We start from the raw sequence: 19,559 nt of genomic DNA on the forward strand, positions 1-19,559 counted from the left end.
AATACGTGAACAAATGCAACCCCCACGGCGAGAGGCGTTGCAAATCGCCGCCCAGGGGTCATGTTTTACGGGCCGGCCGGTTTTGGCCGACGCGCACGGAGACCGCATGAGCCAGAGCCCACGACAGGACACCGTCCCCCTCAGCCGGGAGGCCGCGCGCGGTGTGCGCAACGCCCGCGACCTCGAAGGTCACATCACGTGGCTCGACACCTTCTCCGGCACGGCGCTTGGCGTGCTGTCGGTGGCCTCGGGCATCTACACCTACCTCGGGGTGAGTTCCCTGCTGGACGAGAACGGCGCCATGTCGGTCTTTGCCGCCATCGCCTATTCGACGGCCGTCTCGGTCGGCATCTTCGTCTTCTGGTCCTACATGCTGCGACTCTTCCCGGCCGTCACCACGACGCGCGCCCGCACCGGCCTTCTGGCCGCGATGGGCATGGGCAGCCTCGCCATCGTCGCCATGTCGTCCTGGCTGAACGCCGCCGCGCTGGCCGGGTCGGCGGCGGTGGAGCAGCACCTCGCCAAGACCGTGCAGGACTACCAGACGGCGTTGGAGCGCGCCCACGAGATCGCCCTGACCGGGCAAGCGCTGGAACGCGACGTCGCCCGCGTGCGGCAGTCGTTCGAGGACCTCTCGGAGCAGGAGGCGCAGGGCTCGCTCTCCGGCCTCGCAGGCCGCGGCGCGGTCTTCCGCGTGCTGCGCCAGAAGTCGGCAGAGCTGTCGGCGCTGGAAACCCAGATCGCCGAACAGACCCCGCTGGTCGAAAGCGCCTTCACCGAGGGCAACACCATCCTGTCGCGGATGCGCGCCCTGACGGTGGAACCGGGCAGCGTGGAGGCCCGCTCCATCGAGTTCTCGGAGGCCGCGGTGCGCCTTCAGGGCCTGATCACCCAGTTGCGGCAACTGTCGGTCGCGCAGCTCGTGGAACGGGCGGCACAGGACCTCGCCGCTTCCGTGGTGCTGCCGGAACTCGACAGCTCCACCGCCGCCGGGCGGGCCGACCAGTCCGCCACCATCTCCTCGGTGCTGGAAGTGCTGGGCAGCCGCGCCGCGACGCTGGAACGGGCGGCGCAGAACGTGCAGGCGCTGGAAAGCCCGACCGACGTGACCTACACGCCGATCTCCGCCGCCGACGCGGTGATCCTCTACGCCCGCAACTTCGTGCCGTCCTGGGCCGGGGCCATCGCCATCGACCTCCTGCCCATGGTGCTGGTCTTCATCCTCGCCATCACCCAGGGCGCGATCCGCCACGGGCGCGACGGCACCGGGATCGAGGACACGCTGACGCTGGCCGAGCTGCGCGCCGCCGTCACCGCCCTGCGCGACGTGGAGCAGCTCTCGGCCCCGCCCCCGGCCACGACCGCCGCCCCCACCGTCCTGACGCCGGACCCCGCCCAGAAACCGCAGGAGCCGCCGCGCGAGGCCGCCGAATGAACGCCGGTGAGACGATGGGCGGGCAGACGTCACGCGCACGCACGGCGGGCCGCGCGGTGCAACGCCGCGTGAAGGCGCCGGTCCCGGGACACCTGCGCTTGCAGTGCGCCATCCCTATGCCCGATCCGCGGGGCCTGCACTCATGAGCACCGGCCGCACCGCCCGGCCCGTCGCCCGCACCCTGGCCGCCGTGCTGATCTTCCAGGTCGGCATCGGCATCCTGCTGGTGCTGGGCGACATCCGCAGCGCGCCCTTCTCGCTGCCCTTCTCCTCGCCCCAGGCGCCGCGCCTGTCCGAACCCGTGCGCCCCGGCGACCAGCGCCGCACCTACGATCCGGCGCGCGACCGCCCCACCGTGCAGCCCAGCCGCGACGCCGGCGAACTGCCCGACCGTCTGACGCTGACCTACGAGGACGCCACCTGGCGGCTCGAAGGCACGATCGAGGACGGCGACGCGCAGCGCCTCATGCCGCAGATCACCGAGGCCGACCCGAAGATCGAGACCCTCGTCCTGCAATCCCCCGGCGGATCGGTGCGCGACGCCCTCGACCTCGGGCGCCACCTGCGCGCCGCCGGCATCGCCACCAGCGTGCTCTCGGGCGAGATCTGCTATTCCGCCTGCCCCTACCTCTTCGCGGGCGGCGCGACCCGCACGGCGGAACCCTCCGCCTCCATCGGCGTGCACCAGCATTACTTCGGCGAAAGCACCATCCTGCCCGCCTTCGTCGCGGTCGAGGACATCCAGCGCGGCCAGGCCGAGGTCATGACCTACCTCGACGACATGGGCCTAGACGTGCGGGTCATGAGCCACGCGCTGGCCACCCCCGCGGACGAGATCTACATCCTCCTGCCCGAGGAACTGGAACGCTACGGCTTCATCACGCCTGACAGCTGATCCGGCCCGCGCAAATCGCGATACCAAACGGTATTGCATTTTGCGAAACCAAATGGTATCCCTTTGACCACGCACCGTCCAAAGGAGGCGCCATGACCGCTTTGCTCCAACCCGCCTTCCGCGCCCTCGCGGACCCGACCCGACGCGACATCCTGCACCGCCTCGGCACCCGCGAAATGACCATCGCCGAAATCACCGAACACTGCGACATGACCCGCGCGGCCGTGAAGAAGCACCTCGTGGTGCTGGAGGAAGGCAACCTCATCACCATGCGCCGGCAGGGGCGCGAAACCCTCTCCAGCCTCAACGCACCGGGCCTCAAGCCCGTCACCGACTGGCTCAGCCACTTCGACGCCTTCTGGGACGACAAGCTGTCCGCCCTCTCCAGAACCCTTTCCGAAAAGGACAACACATGACCCTCACCATCCGCAAATCCGTGATGCTCTCCGCCAGCAAGGACACCGTCTGGGACCACCTGACCCGGGCCGAGCTGCTGGGCGCGTGGTTCAACCCCGCCCGCGCCGACCTGAGCGAAGGCCAGCCCTATGAGCTCTACAACGCCGCCAACGACAACACCCTGTGCTGGGGCACGGTGGAGAAGCTCTCGCCCAAGGATCACATGCGCTGGTCCTTCACCGTCTCGCCACTCAACGGTACCATGACCACGGTCACCTGGGACCTGGAAACCGTGCCGGGGGGCACGCAGCTGTCGCTGGTGCACTCGGGCCTGCCCGAAGGCGCCGAAGACTTCGCCGTGGTGCTCGGATTCGACAAGGGCTGGCACGAGTTCATGGGCCGCCTTCACGAAATCGACAAGATGGACTTGCCGACGCCCTGTCACGAGCTTACCTGAGGCACTGGCGGGTTCTGCCCCTCTCGTGAACGGGTACATTCCGGTGGCCTTAAGCAAATCCGAGGGAGCTGGCTCTGACGTAGCCGTGGCTTCGTTACCTGGCGCCCACCTGTATATACAGGTCCTCGGGAATGCGTCACCCACACGGTCGTGGTGGTTCCCGCCGCTCATCGGGCCGGCCGCAAATTCTTCGGCGAAGAATTTGCGGCGGCACCCGGTGCTTCCCACAAACCCGGAACGACAAAGGCGCAAGCCTCTCCGCCCGCGCCCTCAAAATTTTCGGTAAAAATTTTGCGCCCTGCCCCGGGCGCTGCGTCTCAGCGGCGACGGAAGGTCCCGCCCTGCGCGCGCGTCTCCCCGGCGGGCACCCGCAACACCGCAGGCTCCGGCACAAGCCTTGGCTGGCGCTTGCCGCCGGCCGGCGTGTCGTCCTCGCCCATGCGCATGACCGAGATCGCGAACTGCACGCCCGCGAAGACGATACCATTGGCGAAGAACAGCATGGCGACCGCGATCCAGCCCACCGGCGAGGTGCTGACCAGATGCCAGAGGTTCGCCACGTTGGCCCAGAGCAGGAGCCCCACGAAGATCGCCGACAGCCCGAAGCCCGCCAGCACCTGCAGGATGTAGAGTCGGATCAGTTTCGGCATGGCGCCCTCCATCACATTCGAGATATAAGATACATCATGCGCGGGCCGAAACAAGGGCGCACAGCGCCGCAGCCGCCCGGAGTCGCGCGGCGCCGGGCCGAGGCAGCGTTAACCCTTTGCGACGCAACGTCACGGCCAAAGGTTAACAACCGGCCGGACCAGGGGGTCGAACCGGCCGGTTCACCCCTTCCGGCGCGTTCACATCCGTAAAGATCCGGTAGCGGGATTGTGGCGGGCCCGCGACACACCCCCACATCCTGTGCGGCAGAGTACCTCGGATGGCGCGTTAACCCCGGCGCGCGCCGTGTTTACGACGGTCCCGCCTCAGAACGCCTCGGGCTTCGCCTCGCGGGCCATGTGGTCGAGCACGGCGTTGACGAACTTCGCCTCCTTGCCGTCCGGGTAGAAGGCCACCGCCACGTCCACGTATTCGACGATCACCACCTTCGGCGGCGTGTCCGTGGCCACAAGCTCCGCCCCTGCCGCGCGGAAGAGCGCGCGCAGCACCGGGTCGATGCGGGCGATGGGCCACTTCGCCACAAGCGCCCGGTCGGTCATCTGGTCGACCTTGGCCTGCCAGCGCAGCGCCTCTTCAAGCACTTGGGAAAACAGGGAAACATCCCCGTCGAGCATCTCTGTCCCGTCCTCGTCAACAACCGCGCCAAAGCGGAATTCGAGGAACTCGCGGCGGACCTTGTCGACCGGGGTGCCGGACTGTTCCATCTGGTAAAGCGCCTGCACGGCATAGAGCCGCGAGGCGGAGCGCATCTTGCGCTTCTGGTTGCCGGACGGCTTGCCCGGCTGCGGTTTGGGCGCGTTCGCCTCGCTCATGCGACTGGACCTTTCCCGGACGTGGCGATCTCGTATTCGCCGCCGGACGGACGGAACCCGACGCCCTTGCGGGCCCCGCCGAATTTCCGTGCGATTGCAATAAGATGAAGGGCTGCCGCCGCTGCGCCGCCGCCCTTGTTCTGGCCGTCCGAATCGGCCCGGACCGCCGCCTGATCGTAGTTCTCGACCGTGAGGATACCGTTGCCGATGCACAGGCCCTGAAGGCCGAGCAGCGTCAGGGCGCGCGACGAGTCGTTGCAGACCGTGTCGTAATGCGTTGTTTCTCCACGGATAACGCAGCCCAGCGCGACGTAGCCGTCGAAGCTGGACATCCGTTCCGCGATGCCGATGGCGGTGGGAACCTCCAGCGCGCCGGGCACCTCGATGATCTCGTGCCAGCCGCCGCAGGCCTCGATCTCTGCGACCGCGCCCTTAACAAGCTGGTCAGCAATGTCCTTGTAATATGGCGCCACAACGATGGCGATCTTCACCGGCTTGTCGAATTCCGCGCGCGGCAGCGTGTAATGCGTTTCGTTCGATGCCATCAGCCCAGCTCCGAGATCCTGCGGGTTTCAACGATTTCAAGGCCGTAGGCATCCAGGCCCACCACCCTCGGCTTCGGCGAATTGGTCAGCAGCACCAGCTTCGACAGGCCCAGCGACGACAGGATCTGCGCGCCAAGACCGTACTGGCGCAGCGTCCTTGGAGAGACCTCCTCACCCACGTCCAGCTTCATCGAGGTGTCGCGCAGCAGCACGACGGCGCCGCGCCCTTCCTCGGCCACGGCCATCATAGCGTTGCGGAATTCGTCCGCCCGTCCCTTCAGCCCGGTGCCCACCACGTCGAGCATCGGGTCAAGCGCGTGCATCCGCACCAGCACCGGCTCCTCGCCGGAAATATCGCCTTTTACCAATACGATATGCTCGTCGCCGTGGGTCTCGTCGGTGTAGATCCGCATGGTCCACTCGCCGCCGAACTCCGTCTGGATCACCTCTTCGGTGCGCACCTTCACGAGGTTGTCGTTGCGGCGGCGGTACTTGATGAGGTCGCTGATGGTGCCGATCTTGATGCCGTGCTTCTGGCCGAAGGCGATCAGTTCCGGCAGGCGCGCCATGGTGCCGTCGTCGTTGATGACCTCGCAGATCACGCCGGAAGGGTTCAGCCCCGCCAGCCGCGACACGTCCACGGCCGCCTCCGTATGGCCGGCACGCACCAGCACGCCGCCGCGCTTGGCCCGCAGCGGGAAGACATGCCCCGGGGTCGCGATATCCGCCGGCCCCTTCGAGGAGTCGATGGCCACCTGCACGGTGCGCGCCCGGTCGGCGGCAGAGATGCCGGTGGTCACACCTTCGCGCGCCTCGATCGACGTGGTGAAGGCAGTCTCGTGCCGCGACGAGTTGTTCGTCGACATCAACGAAAGGCCAAGGTCTTCAATACGTTCCGGTGTCAGGGCCAGGCAGATCAGCCCGCGCCCGTAGAGCGCCATGAAGTTGATCGCATCCGGCGTCGCCCATTGCGCGGGGATCACGAGGTCGCCCTCGTTCTCGCGGTCTTCGTGGTCGACAAGGATGAACATCCGACCGTTGCGGGCGTCCTCGATGATCTCCTCGACAGAGGAAATCGCGTCGCGCCAGTTCTGCTCCACCGGGCCGGGGTTTTCGTAATCGGTCATAGCGTCTCGCCTCACTCGGGTCTGTGGCGGGATAATCCAGCGAGGCCCCAAAGGCCAGAGGCTATGGCGCCTCACCGCCCCGCGGGCACGCAGGGTCTTTCCCGAAAATATGCACGATGGCCCGGCGGCGGTCAGTCGAAGATGTCGTCGAGCAGGTCGAAGGCCTCATGCAGGAACCCCTTCTTCCTGCGTTTCTTCGAAGTCCTGCGCATCGCCGTCTCCACCAGGTCGAAGGGCGAGTGCGCCGCGCGGCGTTTGCCCTTCCGGCCCTTCTGCGGCACGCGATGCGCCTCTGGCCGGACGGCGTCGGAGCGCAGCTTCTTCAGGTCGTGCAGCGGCGCCCCGCAGGAGGAGCACGCCAGTTCATGCGACCGCTCGCCCTTCAGGACAAGCGCTGCGCGGGTGCCGCAGTAGCAGCAGGTTGCGATCTTGGTGTTCGGCATGTCCCTGACCTAAGTACGGCACAGGGTCAGGACAAGTCGCGTCAGGACCCGCGGTCAGCCCCGCACGGCGTAAAGCGCCACGGCGGCCGCGTTCGACACGTTGAGCGAGCCGAAATCGCGGGCGAAGGGGATCTTCACGAGGGCATCCACCGTCTCGCGAGTCTTGGGGCGGAGGCCCGGCCCCTCTGCGCCCAGCACCAGCGCGATGGGCCGGTCGCGCTTGCCTTCCACGGCTTCCTCGATGGTCATTTCTGCCTCCCCGTCGAGACCCAGGACCATGTAACCGATCCCCTGAAGCGCGGTGATCGTGTCGGCGAGGTTCCTTTCCCGCAGGTAGGGCTGACGTTCCAGCGCGCCGCTCGCCGTCTTGGCCAGCGCGCCGGTTTCGGGTGCGGCGTGATGGCGCGTGCCGATCACCGCCTGCGCGCCGAACACCTCAGCCGAGCGCAGGATGGCGCCGACGTTGTGCGGATCGGTCACTCGGTCGAGCAGCACCAGACGCAGCGCGCCCTCGCCCGAGAGCGCCACGTCCTCCAGCTTGCCCCAGTCCAGCGGCTTGACCTCGAGCGCCGCGCCCTGGTGGACGGACTGCGGGTCGAGCGGCGCGGCAAAGCGGCGGGGATCGCTGATCTCCGGCTCGATCCCGGCCTCGGCCACGGCCTCGCCCAGCTTTTCGGCGGCGTTGGGGGTCAGGATCAGGCGCAGCTTCACCCGGTTCGGGTTCAGGAGGGCGTCGCGCACGGCATGATGGCCGAACAGCCAGACAGTCTCCGCCGCAGAGGCGCGCTTGGCCTGTTCCTTCTCGACCACCCATTTCGGTTTCTTCGCCATGTCGTCTGCACCGTCCTTCGCAGCCTGTCCCGCAGAGCGTTCACTCATGCACGGGCGCCGGGTGAATTCCAAGGGATTTTCCTGTTGACGCCCCTTTGGGCCGGTTGTAATCAGCCCCCCACGTCCGGGGCCGCTGGCCTTCACGGACGCCCGGTGGGCGACAGGCCGCAAGGTGTGGCAGGGGACTGTAACTCCCTCGCGGAGACGCACGCTTGGTTCGATTCCAAGGTCGCCCACCATCTCCACTCTGACAATGACGACGCTCATGCAGGCCCTTTCCGGGGCGGGCATGCGTCGGCGCAGTCGGGCGGGCCATTCTTCCCTGAACCGCGGCCATTCACACTTCACGGTTGTCCGACTCGGGGCGGATCGGGCACCGTTGCGTCACCCTGCATCCAACGGGAGGACGCCCATGGACCGCCGCTCTTTCATGACAACCTCGTTGCTGGCCGCCGCCGGCGCCCTGACCGGCCTGCGAATCGCGCCGGTCGCGGCGCAGTCGGGGTCCCCCGGCATCGCCGTCGCGCAAAGCTTTCCCGTCGGAAGCGCGACCGTCACCGCCTTTTCCGACGGCTTCCTGCCGATCACCGCTGAGGCGCTGCAAGGCATCACCCCTGAGGATTTCCAGAACCTGCTTCGGGCGGCCTACATCGACGGCAACGGCCATCCGACCGGCGTCAACGCCTACCTGATCGAGATCGGCGAGGAACGCATCCTCGTCGACACCGGCACCGGGCAGCTCATGGGCCCGGGGCTGGGCCAGCTTGGCGCCAACATGGCGGCCTTCGGCGTGGACCCTGCCAGCATCGGCCGGATCATCGCCACCCACCTGCACCCCGACCACATCGGCGGCATCCTCGCGCCGGACGGGAACCCCTACACCGGCGCGGGCCTGACCGTCAGCCAGCCGGAGATCGACTTCTGGCGCAGCGACGAGATCCGCAACGGCGCGCCGGAGCAGTTCCACCCGTTCTTCGATCAGGCGCGGGCCGCCGTCGACGCCTTCGGCGACCGGCTGGAGGTCGTGGCCAAGGACGCCGATCTGGGCAACGGGATCACGCTGGTGCCGCTGCCGGGCCACACGCTGGGCCACACCGGCGTGATGCTCGAGAGCGAGGGCAGCCAGCTTCTGATCTGGGGCGACATCGTGCACGTCGGGCCGGTCCAGTTCGCCCGCCCCGAGGTCACCATCGTCTTCGACACCGCCGCCGACATGGCCGCCGCGACACGGGCCGACATCCTCGCCCGCGCGGCGGCCGACCGGATGCAGATCGCCGGGATGCACATCGCCTTCCCCGGGATCGGTTACGTGGAGGAGGCGCAGGAAGGCTATCGCTTCGTGCCGCGCGCCTTCCCCTATGGCTGAGAGCACGGGCCGGGGTGGCGTCAGCGGCGCCCCCCGGCCACCGCGCTGATCGCGAACAGCAGGGCCGCCGCGCAGACCACCGCAGGTCCCGCGGGCAGGTCCAGCACCCATGCGCCCCACAGCCCGCCAAGCGCCGAGAGCACGCCAAGCGCCGCCGTTCCGGCCAGCATCACCTCGGGCGTGCGCGACCAGGGCCGCGCCGCCGCCGCCGGGATGATGAGCAGCGCGCCGATCAGCAGCGCGCCCACCACCTTCAGCGCCACGGCGACGACAAGCGCCAGCGCCAGCATGAGGATCAGCCGCTCCCGCTTCGGATCGATGCCGGCGGCAAAGGCCAGGTCCTCCGAGACGGTGGAGGTCACCAGCGCCTGCCAGCGCCAGCCGATCAGCACGGCGACCACCGCGCCGCCGCCCCAGATCACGGCGAGGTCGGCCTTGCCCACCGCGAGGATGTCACCGAACAGGTAGGCTTCGAGGTCGAGGCGCGGCCCCTGCAGGAAGGACACGGCGACAAGGCCAAATGCCAGCGCGCCATGGGCGGCCACGCCCAGCACCATGTCGGCGCCATAGCCGCGCCCCGCCAGCCGCGCCACCGTCAGCGCCATGGCCAACGCCACCACCAGCGTCCCGGCAAAGACCGGCGCGGACATGGCCAGCGCGAGCGCGACGCCCAAAACGGCCGCATGGGCCGTGGCGTCGCCGAAATAGGCCATCCGCCGCCAGACGACGAAAACGCCAAGGGGGGCCGCCGCAAGCGCCGCGCCGACCGCCGCCAGCACCGCCCGCAAAAGGAAATCGTCAAGCATCAGTGGGCACCCTCGTGCGTGTGCGCATGGTCGTGGTCGTGCGTATGGTCGTGGTCGCAGCCGTCGTGCCGGTGCGAATGCTCGTGCCGGTAGAGTGCCAGCGCCCCCTGCGTGCCGGTGCCGAAGAGCGCGCGGTATTCCTCGGCCTGCGCCACCGTCTCCGGATGACCCTCGCAGCAGATGTGACCGTTCACGCAGATCACGCGGTCGGATGCGCTCATCACGACGTGCAGCTCGTGGCTGACCATCAGGACGGCGCAGCCCAGCCTGTCCCGCACCTCTTCCAGCCTGCGGTAGAAGGCCGCCTGCCCCGGCTGGTCCAGCCCGGTGGTCGGCTCGTCGAGGATCAGCAGTTCGGGCCGGTCGAGCAGCGCCCGCGCCAGCAGCACCCGCTGGAACTGCCCGCCGGACAGCTCCGTCAGCGCGCGCTCCTCAAGGTCCCCCGCGCCGGCCTCGTCCAGCGCCTGACGCCGCGCCTCTGCCGGGACCTTGCGGGGCAGGTTCAGGAAGCGGCCCACGGTCATCGGCATCGACGCATCCAGCCGCAGCCCCTGCGGCACGTAGCCGACCCGCAGCCCCGGTTTCCGGGTGATCCGCCCCTTCGCCGGAGGCAGCGCCCCGATCAGGGCCCGCAGAAGCGTCGACTTGCCGGACCCGTTCGGGCCGACCACGGTCACGATCTCGCCGGGGTGGATGCTGAACCAGACCCGCTCCAGCACCACGCGGCCACCCTGCGCGACGTCCAGAGCCTCCGTCCAGATGAGCGCTGCGGTCAAGCCCGCGCCTCGGTCTCGGGCAGCGCCTCGGGCCGCTCCTGGCAACTCGGGCAGAGACCTTCGGCCTCGATCGCGACGCGCTCGACCTCGAAGCCCACCTCGCTCGCCACGTTGCGCAGCGCCCGCCCAGCCCGCCAGGCCGGTGTCTCGGCGACCGACGAACAGCCGCGGCAGATCAGGAAGGTGGGGGCGTGGCTTTCGCCGGGGGCGACGCAGGCGATGAAGGCGTTCAGCCGTTCGATCCGGTGCGCCAGCCCGTTCGAGACGAGGAAATCGAGCGCCCGGTAGGCCACCGGCGGCTGCGAGCCGAGCCCCTCCTCGCGCAGGTGATCCAGGACCTCGTAGGCGCCCATGGCCCGGTGCTTCTCCAGCAGGATCTCCAGCACGCGGCGGCGCACCTTGGTCAGTTGCAGACCCTGCTCGTCGCACAAATGCTCCGCCGCGCCCATCGCGCTGGCAATGCACTGGGTGTGGTCATGCGGCTCGAAGCCCTTGGTTTCCATGCCTGTTCTCCTGCGTGCCGTCGGGTATTTCTTTTTGGCTTGAAGTGTTATGATATAACTCATACCAACACGAGGACCAAAAGACAAGAAGGACCGCCGCCATGCGCCTGCCGCTGTTTCCCGCCTGCAACGCAACCGCCCTGTGCCTGACCCTCGCGGCCGGACAGGCCCTGGCCGAGGTACCGCGCGTCGTCACCGACATCCCGCCGGTCGCCAGCCTTGCCGCGATGGTGCTCGGCGATCTCGGCACGCCGGAAGTTCTGGTGGCGCCGGGCGCCTCCGCCCATGGCGCCTCGCTGAAGCCGAGCCAGGCCCGCGCGCTCGAAGCGGCGGACGTGGTGGTCTGGATCGGGCCGGGGCTGACACCGGGCATCGCCCGCCAGATCGAGGCGCTGGCAGAGGGCGCACAACGCCTGACCCTTGCCGACCTGCCGGAAACCCGTGTGCTGCCGTTCCGCGACGGCGGGCTGGAGCCGCATGACCATGGCGAAGATGACCACGCCGAAGACAAGGAACACGACGACCACGCCGAAGACGACCACGCGGGTGAAGATCACGCCGACGACGACCACGCAGGCGAAATGCACGGAGAGGACACCCACCTCGACCCACACCTCTGGCTCGACCCGGAAAACGCCACCGTCTGGCTCTCGGCCATCGCCACCGCGCTCTCCGCGCAGGACCCGGAGAACGCGCAGGCCTACGACGCAAACGCAAAGGCCGGTGTGGCGCGCATCGCGGAAGCCACGGAAACGGCGCGAAGCGCCCTCGACCCGGTGCGCGACCGCCCCCTCGCCGTGACCCATGACGCCCTGCAATACTACGAGGCCGCCTTCGGGCTGCGGGTGGTCGGCGCGCTCACAGACGGCGACGACACCGCACCGGGCGCACAGCGGCTCGACGCGCTCCGAGCACTCTACGCCGAAACCGCGCCGGTCTGTGCGCTCGCGGACCCGGGCACCTCGCCCCGGCTGATGCACGCCGTGGGCCTCGACACGATCCCGCAGGCCGAAATCGACCCGCTGGGCAGCGCCCTGCCGCAAGGCGCGCCCCTCTACCCCGCATTGCTCGGGGACATCGCGAACCGCATCGCCGCCTGCGCCAGCCACCAGTAACACATACGCATCCCAACCCCGGGCCGCCCCACCGGCGCCCCGGGGTCCATGACAGGGGCCGACCCCCGCCAGTCCCCTTCATCTTGGCGAAAAATACCTCGGGGAGCGCGGCACGCGCGGGGGCGGAGCCCCCTCTGCCCGCACCGGTCCCGAAACCCTCAGATGGACCCGCGCCGCCCCTCGAAGGTCCGGACCTCGATCCCGGCCTCCATCAGTGCCGCCCGCACTGCCCGGGCGATCTCCAAGGCCGTGGCGCCGTCGCCATGCAGGCAGATCGTGTCCACCGCCGCGGGGATCGCCTCGCCCTCCTCGGGCAGGATGGCGCCCGCCTGCACCATGCGCACGATCCGCTCCGCCGCGTGCTCCGGATCGTGGATCACCGACCCCGGCAGCGACCGGTCGACCAGCGTCGCATCCGCGTTGTAGGCGCGGTCGGCAAAGATCTCTCCGGCCCAGAGGCACCCCAGCCGCTCGACCGCGCGCTGCTGCGCCGTTGCGGCCAGAACCATCACGATGATCTCAGGCGCCACTTCCAGCGCCGCGCCATAGCAGACCTCGGCCAGGGCCTCGTCCTCCGACGCCATGTTGGCCAGCGCGCCGTGCAGCTTCAGGTGCCGCACCTCCGCGCCCACCGCCCGCGCAATCCCCAGCGCCGCCCCAAGCTGGTACTGCACGAGGTGCCGGAGCGTCGCCTCCGGCAGGTGCATCCGCCGCCGTCCGAAGCCCTGCAGGTCGGCAAACCCCGGATGCGCGCCGATGCTCACGCCCTGCGCCCGCGCGACCTCCATGGTGCGCGCCATCACGTCCGGGTCGCCCGCGTGCATCCCGCAGGCCACGTTGGCCGATGTCACCACCTCCAAGAGCGCCGCATCCTGCCCCATCACCCAGGGGCCAAAGCTCTCGCCCATGTCCGCGTTCAGATCCACAGACGTCATCGTGTCACCTCTCCATCCGTCACGCCGCTGACCAGGTTGTGGTCCAGCAGGTTGATGTCCTTCGGGTCGCGCACCAGCGGCGCGATCTTCTTCGGCAGGCCCTTCAGCGCCTCGCGCATCGCCCGCTCCGCCGCCAGCGCCTCGTCCCGCGTGACGAAGCGGAAGCGGATCTCCGCCCCCGGCGCCGCCTGCGCAATGCGCGGCAGGTCCGCCGGGATCACCGTCCCGATCCTCGGATAGCCGCCGGTGGTCTGGCATTCGCTCAGCAGCACGTAGGGCGCGCCGTCGCCGGGGATCTGGATGTCGCCAGGGACGATCACCTCCGAGAGTATCCGCCCCCCGGCGTCGAGGCCATAGCCCTCGCCCTCCGGCACCAGCCGCACGCCCATCCGGTTGCCGCGCGCGTCCCGCTTGAAGGCCTCGGCACAGAACCGGGTGCGCATCTCCTCCGGGAAGACCTCCGTCTGCAGGGACGGCAGCACCCGCAGGACACCGCCGCCAAGCCGCGCTACGGGCTCCAGCCCGAGGCCAGTCGCGCCGCCCGCGTCGTCCCCCAGCGCCAGCCGGTCGCCCGCTTCCAGCGCCCGTCCGATGCCGGCGGCAAGATGCGCCCCCTGCGACCCCAGGACCTCCGGCTGGTCGAAACCGCCGCCAACGCTCAGATAGCCGTAGACCCCGTCCTGCGCCGCCCCGATCTCAAGCGTCTCGCCCGCCGGCAGCAGCCAGCAGGCGTTCCAGCGCAGCGCTCGGCCATCGACCGAGGCCGCCATGCGCGCCCCGGTCAGCGCGATGCGCAGGTCGCAGGTGGCGCGGAAACGCCCGCCCATGCCCGCCATCTCCAGCGCGACGCCGGGCGCCTGCCCCAGCAGCGCCGCTCCTTCCGACAGCGCCACGAGGTCGGCGGCCCCGCCGCGCGACAGACCCTGCGCCAGCCAGCCGGGCCGTCCCGCATCCTGCAGGCTGAGCCCCGGCCCCGCCTGCACCACCTCCAGCGCGCCGCTCATGCCAGGGGCTCCACCGCGATGCCATCCTCGCCCGCCTCGCGCATCGCCTCGAAGGCGGCGCGGTCGACGGCAGGAAAGCGCACCGCGTCGCCGGGACGCAGCAGGAAGGGCGCCTCGGCCTCGGGCCGGAACAGCCGCGCATGGGTCTGGCCCACGTGCCGCCAGCCGGTGGGCGTTGTGACGGAGAACAGCACAAGCTGCCGGATCGCCACCACCAGCGCGCCCACCGGCACCTTCGGTGTCAGCGCGGTCTGGCGCGGGATGTCCCAGCATTCCGGCAGGGTGCCGAGGTAGGGCTGGCCGGGCGCAAAGCCGATGGTGGTCACGCGCACCTCCGCCTCCGACAGCGACCGGATCGCCTCCTCCTCCGACAGGCCCGCAGCGGCGGCGGCCTCCGCCAGTTGCGGCGCAAGGTCGGTGCCGTAGAGCGTGGGAATGGTCACAAGGCGCCGGCCTTCCGGCAGGTCCTCCGCATACCAGTCGCGGGTTGCGAGCAGGTCCGACAGGCGGCGTTCCAGCACGTCGGGCGCCAGCGCCAGAGGGTCGAATCGCACGAAGGCGGAAACCAGCGAGGTGGCGCATTCCTCGACCCCGTCCGGGGTCTCCCGCTCCAACGCGGCGCGGAACGCCAGCGCCGCACGGTTGGCCCGCTCCGACAGGCTGTCGGCAAAGCGCACCAGCAGGCCGTCGAGGCCCACGGGGTCGATCCGGGGAAAGGTCATCTCAGCAGTCATGGCGCAAGGGGATCACGCCCGGCGCAGGCTGTCCAGAGGGCGCGCACCGGGCACGATCCCGACCGCATGCGCCGGGACGGCTTGGGTACACCGGAGCGGGTTACAGCCCCATCCCGTGGATCACCGACAGGAAGCGACGCACCTCGTCGGGGCTGTTGTAGTGCGCCAGCGACACGCGCACGCAGCTGTCCTGCCCGAGCGGTGTCAGGATGTTGCCCGAATAGTGGTCGGCCTTGCGCGTATGGGTCCGGATGCCCTCGGCATTCAACGCCGCGACGATCTCTGCCGCAGGCTTGCTGTCGCTCCAGAAACTCACCAGCCCTTCGCGCGCCGGGTTCTCCGCCCCGCCCACGATGTGCACGCCGTCGATGGCCGCCAGTCCGCGCAGGTTGTCGGTGCCCTCGATCATCATCCGGGTCAGCGCCGCCTCGTGGTCGTGGATCGCCTGCCCCGCCGCCTCGATCCGGCCGCGCGGATCGGTGGCGTCGGAGACCTGCCCGCCCAGCCAGTCGAAATAGGCCACCACGTCGGAAAAGGTCGCATAGGCGCCGGTGTCCCGCGTGCCCAGCTCCCAGTTCCCGGCGGGCCCGCCGACAAGGCTGTCATGCGCCATGACCGTCAGCCGGTCGGAGGCCCAGGCAAGGCCGTAGCCGTGGCGCGAGAAGACCTTGTAGGGCGAGATCACGTAGGCATCGACACCGGCCGCCGCCACGTCGATCCGGCCGTGACAGGCGTGCTGGATGCCGTCCACGATGACGATCGCCTCCGGCGCCACGGCCCGCACCGCGCCAACGATGGCGGGCAGGTCCATGCCCATGCCCGTGACAGGCGAGGTGTGCAGGATCGTCACCACCGCGGTCTCCGGCGTCACCGCCGCCGCATAGGCCTCTGCCGTCACCTGCCCGGTGGCATCGTCGTGGGCGATCAGCACGTGGCGACGCCCCGCCACCTCCGCCCATCGCGCCGCCGCGCTGCGCGACGCCGGATGCTCCACGGTCGAGCCCAGCACATCCCCGGGCCCGGCACCGAGGCAGGCGTCGCGGATCACCCGGAACAGCAGTTCCGTCCCGCTCTCGCCGAACAGAACCGCGCCGCCTTCGGCGTTGAAGAACCGCCGCACGTCGGCCCGCGCCCGGTCGATCACCGCGACCAGCGCCTTAGACGCCGGGTTGTCCCGGCCCTGGTTGTCGGGAATCGCCGCGAACCGCGACGATGTCTCCACCACGGAGCGCAGCGTCAGCGCGCCCCCGGCGTTCTCGAAGAAAATGCGCGGCCCGGTGAAGGGACAGTCGTCCACATGGGCAAAGCGCGCGCGGATGGCGGAAAGGAGCGTATCGTCGAACATGCCAGATGACTACGCCCGCCGCGCGGCGAAGGGAAGCGCCATCGTCAGGCGAAAAAGGCGCAACCCGCCCCTTCATCTTGGCAGAAATACCTCTGCCTCACCCGCCGTCCCGCGCACCCAGTCGGAACAGGGACGAGGCGCCGCCGCAGGCGGCGCGGATCGGCGCGCGTCAGCGCGGCGAAACCGCTCTCAGTGCGGCTTGCGCAGCGCCTCTTCCGCGGCCTGCGCGGCCTCCTCAAGGTCCTCCGGATCGTCCGAAGGGATGGCGTAGCTGCCCCCCAGCCACTTCGCGAGGTCCACGTCGGCGCAGCGTTTCGAACAGAAGGGCCGGACCGTGGGCTCCGTCGGTCTTCCGCAGATCGGACAGCTCACAGCAGCCCCCCGACCGGCACCCGGTCCCGTTTGCGCTGCAGTTCCAGCAGCCCGAGGTTGGTCCAGCCGACGACGATGGTCTCCACCGCGTCCTTCTTCAGCGCCGCCTTCAGCGCGCTCTCGACCTGGCGGCGGTCCTTCTTCGGCATCGGCGCCGGGTCGACCACCACCTGTCCGCCGAGCCCTCTAAGCCGCAGCTGGCGTGGCAGGTCGCGGAAGGCGGCGATCGTCGCCTTCAGCCCCGCCGCCGGAGAGGTGTCGCCGCCGGTGTTCACATCGACCGCGATCAGCGCGGTGGTCGGTTCGATCACCATGGAGGCATTGGCCCCCAGCGCCACGCGCGGCGACTTCAGCGCCTCGAGCGCCTCGTCCACGCCGTGCCGTTCGAAACTGCCCGGGGCATCGTCGACCTCGGCGGGGTCCGCCCATTCGCGCCAGGCCAGCGCGTGGGGGCCGTCGCCCTCGACCAGCAGTTCGGCGCCGCCGGTCGCGTCCGCCAGCACCGCCGTGGCGAGCTGCGCCATGGCAAGGATGTCCTCGGCCACCGCGTCGTCGGCCGCCCCTTCGCAGGACGAGCGCAGGATCAGGCCCGCGCCCTCCGGCAGGGGTGTCTCCGCCAGCACGTCGTGGGCCAGTTCCAGCACCGCCTCGCGCGCGTCATCGTCGCGAATCTGGCGCGAGACGTTGATGCCGGGCGCGTCCGCGGTGACGATGGCATGGCGCGACTTGAACAGCAGTTTCGAGGTGACCGGCAGCGCCTTCCCCGGCTCTGCGAAGCCCGTGACCTGCACGAGGATCGGTCCGCCCTGCGACAGCCCCTTCACCTGCCTCAGAAAGGCGTTGCCGTCCGGCGTTTCGAGGAACATGCCCCCCTGCCCCTTCATCGGGCGTTGCGCGATGGCGCGGTAGAGGTTCCCGGGACGCGGCAGGTCGCCGTCGATGAAGAGGTCCTCCAGCCGGCCATCCACCATCAGCGCGGCGGCCTCCCGGCCGTTCCACGTGTCCAGAGCGATCGTGCGTCCCTTCATGGCGCGTCCTTGTATAGCGGGTAGCCCGCAGCTTGCAGCAGATGCGCCGTCTCGGCCAGCGGCAGGCCGACAACAGCGGTGAAAGAGCCGGAGATCCACGGGATCAGCGCGCCCGCGGGTCCTTGTATCCCGTATCCGCCCGCCTTTCCACGCCAGTCGCCGGAAGCGAGGTACGCATTCATTTCCTCGTTCGAGAGCATCTTCATCTTCACCTGGGTGACGACGTCACGCTCCCACACACGGGTGCCGCGGCGGACGGCCACGGCGGTGACCACGCGGTGACGGCGCCCCGAAAGCAGCGCAAGGAAGGCTGCGGCCTCCTTCTCGTCCTCCGGCTTGCCGAGGATGCGGCGGCCAAGCGCCACGGTCGTGTCGGCGGAGAGCACGATCTCGTCGTCCTCCGCCGGGATCGCCAGCGCCTTTTCGCGCGCAAGCCGCACGCAGTAGGGGCGCGGCAGTTCGCCCTTCGCGGGGTCCTCGTCGATGTCGGGCGGACGGATGTCGTCGGCCACGATGCCGAGTTGCGCCAGCAGTTCGCGGCGACGCGGAGAGCCTGACCCGAGGATGAGGCGGGGTTTCGTCATATGATGCCTTCCGGACCGTCGCTGCAAAGATCAGCCGTGACCTACGCCAGGCGGGCAGGATGATAAAGGGTGCGCCGCACGATGCGCCGGCGCAAACCGTGCGTCAGACAAGGAAAGACCGCGCCGAAAGCGCGGTCCATCTTCGTCGTCTTCTTATTTGAAGCGGTAGTTGATGCGGCCCTTCGTCAGATCGTAGGGCGTCATTTCCACCTGGACCCGGTCGCCGGCCAGAACGCGGATGCGGTTCTTGCGCATCTTGCCTGCCGTATGTGCGATGATCTCATGGCCGTTTTCAAGCTCGACCCGGAACGTCGCATTGGGCAGGAGTTCCTTCACGACACCGGGAAATTCGAGCGTATCTTCCTTGGCCATGGTCTCTCCTTCGTGGTCCGCCCCTGCTGCGCAAGGGCAAGGCGCACCACGATATGGTCCGATCCCACCCGGTTTTCAAGTCACATATTGACAGTGCGTCATTTCAACAGCGTTACAGGCGCCCTGCCGTCACGGCCGGACTGCTCTGCCCAATGGGTGCGGTTCAGGACGACGCCATCTCGCCGGACATCCGCGACCGCCGAAAGATCCACCTCCGCAAAGGTCCAGCCCGGCGCGTTCAGCTTGCCCTCCGCGATCACGCCTGTCGAGGGAAAACCCCGGTCCGGGGGACCAAAGACCCCGCCCGCGCCGCAATTGGTGTCGACCGCATAGGACCAGTCGCTGGTGCCGACGGTGGAGGACATGGCCACGATGCACTGCTGTTCCAGCGCCCGCGCCATCGAGCCGATTCGCACGCGCCAGTAGCCGGCCAGCGCCTCGGTGCAGGACGGCACGAGCAGCAGCTCCGCATCGGACAGGGCACGCGCGAGCAGCGGGAATTCCGAATCGTAGCAGATCAGGACACCGATCCGCCCCAGCGCCGTGTCGAAGACCGCCAGAGGGTCGCCGCCGCGCACCCCCCATTCCTCGCGTTCGAAACGGGTCATGATCTGCTTGTCGATCGCCGCCATAGCCCCGCCCGGCGCGAAGAAGCGCGCGCGGTTGACCGGCAGCCCCTCGCCCGTCTGCACCGGCGCGGAGGCGGCGAGGATGTGCACGCCGTAACGCTCCGCCAGCTTGCCATGGAGCGCGTCGGCCTCCGGCACACGTTCGGAGACCGCCCGGATGGAGCCTTGCAGGTCCATCGCCACGTCGCGCCCGGCCAGCGTCGCCAGTTCCATCGCGCCGTATTCGGGGAAGACCAGCAGGTCCGCGCCCTCGCCCGCCGCATCGCTCACCCAGCGTTCGAGCTTGGCCTCGTAAGCGGCCCAGTCGTAGAGGAAATCCATGTTGTAGGCGGCGGTGGCGATCTTCATTCCGTGGTCCTCATCTCGTGCAACGTGTGCGG

At 69.3% G+C, this 19,559-nt stretch carries 24 protein-coding genes and 1 tRNA gene; 7 read left to right on the forward strand and 18 right to left on the reverse strand.

What is annotated here, in order from left to right; genetic code table 11:
• Positions 1 to 106: 106 nt before the first annotated feature.
• The 4 genes from QNI11_RS15325 to QNI11_RS15340 all read left to right on the forward strand — a co-directional run bounded on the left by QNI11_RS15325 (position 107) and on the right by QNI11_RS15340 (position 3,183).
• Positions 107 to 1,435 (forward strand): hypothetical protein, encoded by a 1,329-nt coding sequence (locus tag QNI11_RS15325; protein WP_100929756.1) that lies wholly within the window; start codon positions 107 to 109, stop codon positions 1,433 to 1,435.
• Positions 1,436 to 1,577: 142 nt separating this feature from the next.
• Positions 1,578 to 2,330, forward strand: a complete 753-nt coding sequence (locus QNI11_RS15330; protein WP_100929755.1) for a hypothetical protein — start codon at positions 1,578 to 1,580, stop codon at positions 2,328 to 2,330.
• 92 nt (positions 2,331 to 2,422) lie between these two features.
• On the forward strand, positions 2,423 to 2,746 hold the full coding sequence (locus QNI11_RS15335; RefSeq protein ID WP_283980766.1) for a helix-turn-helix transcriptional regulator: 324 nt from the start codon (positions 2,423 to 2,425) through the stop codon (positions 2,744 to 2,746).
• Positions 2,743 to 3,183, forward strand: coding sequence for an SRPBCC domain-containing protein (locus QNI11_RS15340; RefSeq protein ID WP_283980767.1), 441 nt, complete (start codon positions 2,743 to 2,745; stop codon positions 3,181 to 3,183). The genes QNI11_RS15335 and QNI11_RS15340 overlap by 4 nt, the downstream gene beginning before the upstream one ends.
• Positions 3,184 to 3,500: 317 nt before the next feature.
• Here QNI11_RS15340 and QNI11_RS15345 read toward each other — a convergent pair whose 3' ends face one another.
• From QNI11_RS15345 to rlmB, 6 genes are all read right to left on the reverse strand, one after another.
• On the reverse strand, positions 3,501 to 3,833 hold the full coding sequence (locus tag QNI11_RS15345; RefSeq protein WP_283980768.1) for a hypothetical protein: 333 nt from the start codon (positions 3,831 to 3,833) through the stop codon (positions 3,501 to 3,503).
• Positions 3,834 to 4,157: 324 nt separating this feature from the next.
• On the reverse strand, positions 4,158 to 4,664 hold the full coding sequence (gene nusB, locus QNI11_RS15350) for a transcription antitermination factor NusB (RefSeq protein WP_100929752.1): 507 nt from the start codon (positions 4,662 to 4,664) through the stop codon (positions 4,158 to 4,160).
• On the reverse strand, positions 4,661 to 5,209 hold the full coding sequence (locus QNI11_RS15355; protein ID WP_100929751.1) for a 6,7-dimethyl-8-ribityllumazine synthase: 549 nt from the start codon (positions 5,207 to 5,209) through the stop codon (positions 4,661 to 4,663). The genes nusB and QNI11_RS15355 overlap by 4 nt, the downstream gene beginning before the upstream one ends.
• Positions 5,209 to 6,336, reverse strand: a complete 1,128-nt coding sequence (gene ribB / locus QNI11_RS15360) for a 3,4-dihydroxy-2-butanone-4-phosphate synthase (RefSeq protein WP_100929750.1) — start codon at positions 6,334 to 6,336, stop codon at positions 5,209 to 5,211. The genes QNI11_RS15355 and ribB overlap by 1 nt, the downstream gene beginning before the upstream one ends.
• Before the next feature lie 131 nt (positions 6,337 to 6,467).
• Entirely contained in the window at positions 6,468 to 6,779 is a 312-nt protein-coding gene (locus tag QNI11_RS15365) for a hypothetical protein (RefSeq protein WP_100929749.1), read from the reverse strand.
• Between the two features lie 54 nt (positions 6,780 to 6,833).
• A complete protein-coding gene (gene rlmB / locus QNI11_RS15370; RefSeq protein ID WP_254698166.1) occupies positions 6,834 to 7,658 on the reverse strand; it encodes a 23S rRNA (guanosine(2251)-2'-O)-methyltransferase RlmB in 825 nt (274 codons plus the stop codon).
• Between the two features lie 107 nt (positions 7,659 to 7,765).
• Between rlmB and QNI11_RS15375 the strand changes: the two genes are divergently transcribed.
• Together QNI11_RS15375 and QNI11_RS15380 are read left to right on the forward strand one after the other, a co-directional pair.
• A tRNA-Tyr gene (locus tag QNI11_RS15375) sits at positions 7,766 to 7,849 on the forward strand.
• A gap of 173 nt (positions 7,850 to 8,022) precedes the next feature.
• Entirely contained in the window at positions 8,023 to 8,976 is a 954-nt protein-coding gene (locus tag QNI11_RS15380) for an MBL fold metallo-hydrolase (protein ID WP_283980770.1), read from the forward strand.
• Between the two features lie 20 nt (positions 8,977 to 8,996).
• Here QNI11_RS15380 and QNI11_RS15385 read toward each other — a convergent pair whose 3' ends face one another.
• The 3 genes from QNI11_RS15385 to QNI11_RS15395 are packed head-to-tail and all read right to left on the reverse strand — an operon-like array spanning position 8,997 to position 11,061.
• Positions 8,997 to 9,782 (reverse strand): metal ABC transporter permease, encoded by a 786-nt coding sequence (locus tag QNI11_RS15385; protein WP_283980771.1) that lies wholly within the window; start codon positions 9,780 to 9,782, stop codon positions 8,997 to 8,999.
• Positions 9,782 to 10,558: a metal ABC transporter ATP-binding protein gene (locus QNI11_RS15390; protein WP_283980772.1), complete on the reverse strand. Its 777-nt coding sequence runs from the start codon at positions 10,556 to 10,558 to the stop codon at positions 9,782 to 9,784. Before QNI11_RS15390 ends, QNI11_RS15385 begins: the two co-directional genes overlap by 1 nt.
• On the reverse strand, positions 10,555 to 11,061 hold the full coding sequence (locus QNI11_RS15395) for a Fur family transcriptional regulator (protein WP_283980773.1): 507 nt from the start codon (positions 11,059 to 11,061) through the stop codon (positions 10,555 to 10,557). Before QNI11_RS15395 ends, QNI11_RS15390 begins: the two co-directional genes overlap by 4 nt.
• Before the next feature lie 101 nt (positions 11,062 to 11,162).
• On the opposite strand from QNI11_RS15395, the gene QNI11_RS15400 reads away from it, so the two are divergent.
• Positions 11,163 to 12,176, forward strand: a complete 1,014-nt coding sequence (locus QNI11_RS15400; protein ID WP_283980774.1) for a zinc ABC transporter substrate-binding protein — start codon at positions 11,163 to 11,165, stop codon at positions 12,174 to 12,176.
• A gap of 158 nt (positions 12,177 to 12,334) precedes the next feature.
• Here QNI11_RS15400 and QNI11_RS15405 read toward each other — a convergent pair whose 3' ends face one another.
• The 9 genes from QNI11_RS15405 to QNI11_RS15445 form a co-directional block, all read right to left on the reverse strand.
• Positions 12,335 to 13,111, reverse strand: a complete 777-nt coding sequence (locus tag QNI11_RS15405) for a LamB/YcsF family protein (protein ID WP_283980775.1) — start codon at positions 13,109 to 13,111, stop codon at positions 12,335 to 12,337.
• Entirely contained in the window at positions 13,108 to 14,115 is a 1,008-nt protein-coding gene (locus QNI11_RS15410; RefSeq protein WP_100929742.1) for a biotin-dependent carboxyltransferase family protein, read from the reverse strand. Before QNI11_RS15410 ends, QNI11_RS15405 begins: the two co-directional genes overlap by 4 nt.
• Positions 14,112 to 14,837 carry an allophanate hydrolase subunit 1 gene (locus QNI11_RS15415; RefSeq protein ID WP_373418405.1) on the reverse strand — a complete coding sequence of 242 codons (726 nt, stop codon included), beginning with the start codon at positions 14,835 to 14,837 and terminating at the stop codon, positions 14,112 to 14,114. The genes QNI11_RS15410 and QNI11_RS15415 overlap by 4 nt, the downstream gene beginning before the upstream one ends.
• Positions 14,838 to 14,949: 112 nt before the next feature.
• Positions 14,950 to 16,194, reverse strand: a complete 1,245-nt coding sequence (locus QNI11_RS15420; RefSeq protein ID WP_283980777.1) for an aminotransferase class V-fold PLP-dependent enzyme — start codon at positions 16,192 to 16,194, stop codon at positions 14,950 to 14,952.
• A 189-nt stretch (positions 16,195 to 16,383) separates the two neighbouring features.
• Complete coding sequence (locus QNI11_RS15425) at positions 16,384 to 16,566, reverse strand: DNA gyrase inhibitor YacG (RefSeq protein ID WP_283980778.1); 183 nt, start codon at positions 16,564 to 16,566, stop codon at positions 16,384 to 16,386.
• Entirely contained in the window at positions 16,563 to 17,594 is a 1,032-nt protein-coding gene (locus QNI11_RS15430; protein ID WP_283980779.1) for a ribonuclease E/G, read from the reverse strand. Before QNI11_RS15430 ends, QNI11_RS15425 begins: the two co-directional genes overlap by 4 nt.
• On the reverse strand, positions 17,591 to 18,178 hold the full coding sequence (locus QNI11_RS15435; protein ID WP_283980780.1) for a nucleoside triphosphate pyrophosphatase: 588 nt from the start codon (positions 18,176 to 18,178) through the stop codon (positions 17,591 to 17,593). The genes QNI11_RS15430 and QNI11_RS15435 overlap by 4 nt, the downstream gene beginning before the upstream one ends.
• A gap of 153 nt (positions 18,179 to 18,331) precedes the next feature.
• A complete protein-coding gene (gene infA / locus QNI11_RS15440) occupies positions 18,332 to 18,550 on the reverse strand; it encodes a translation initiation factor IF-1 (RefSeq protein ID WP_005620785.1) in 219 nt (72 codons plus the stop codon).
• Between the two features lie 98 nt (positions 18,551 to 18,648).
• Entirely contained in the window at positions 18,649 to 19,527 is an 879-nt protein-coding gene (locus QNI11_RS15445) for a carbon-nitrogen hydrolase family protein (RefSeq protein ID WP_283980781.1), read from the reverse strand.
• Positions 19,528 to 19,559: the final 32 nt, after the last annotated feature.

The organism is Sagittula sp. MA-2 (assembly GCF_030126985.1).
Lineage (GTDB): Bacteria > Pseudomonadota > Alphaproteobacteria > Rhodobacterales > Rhodobacteraceae > Sagittula.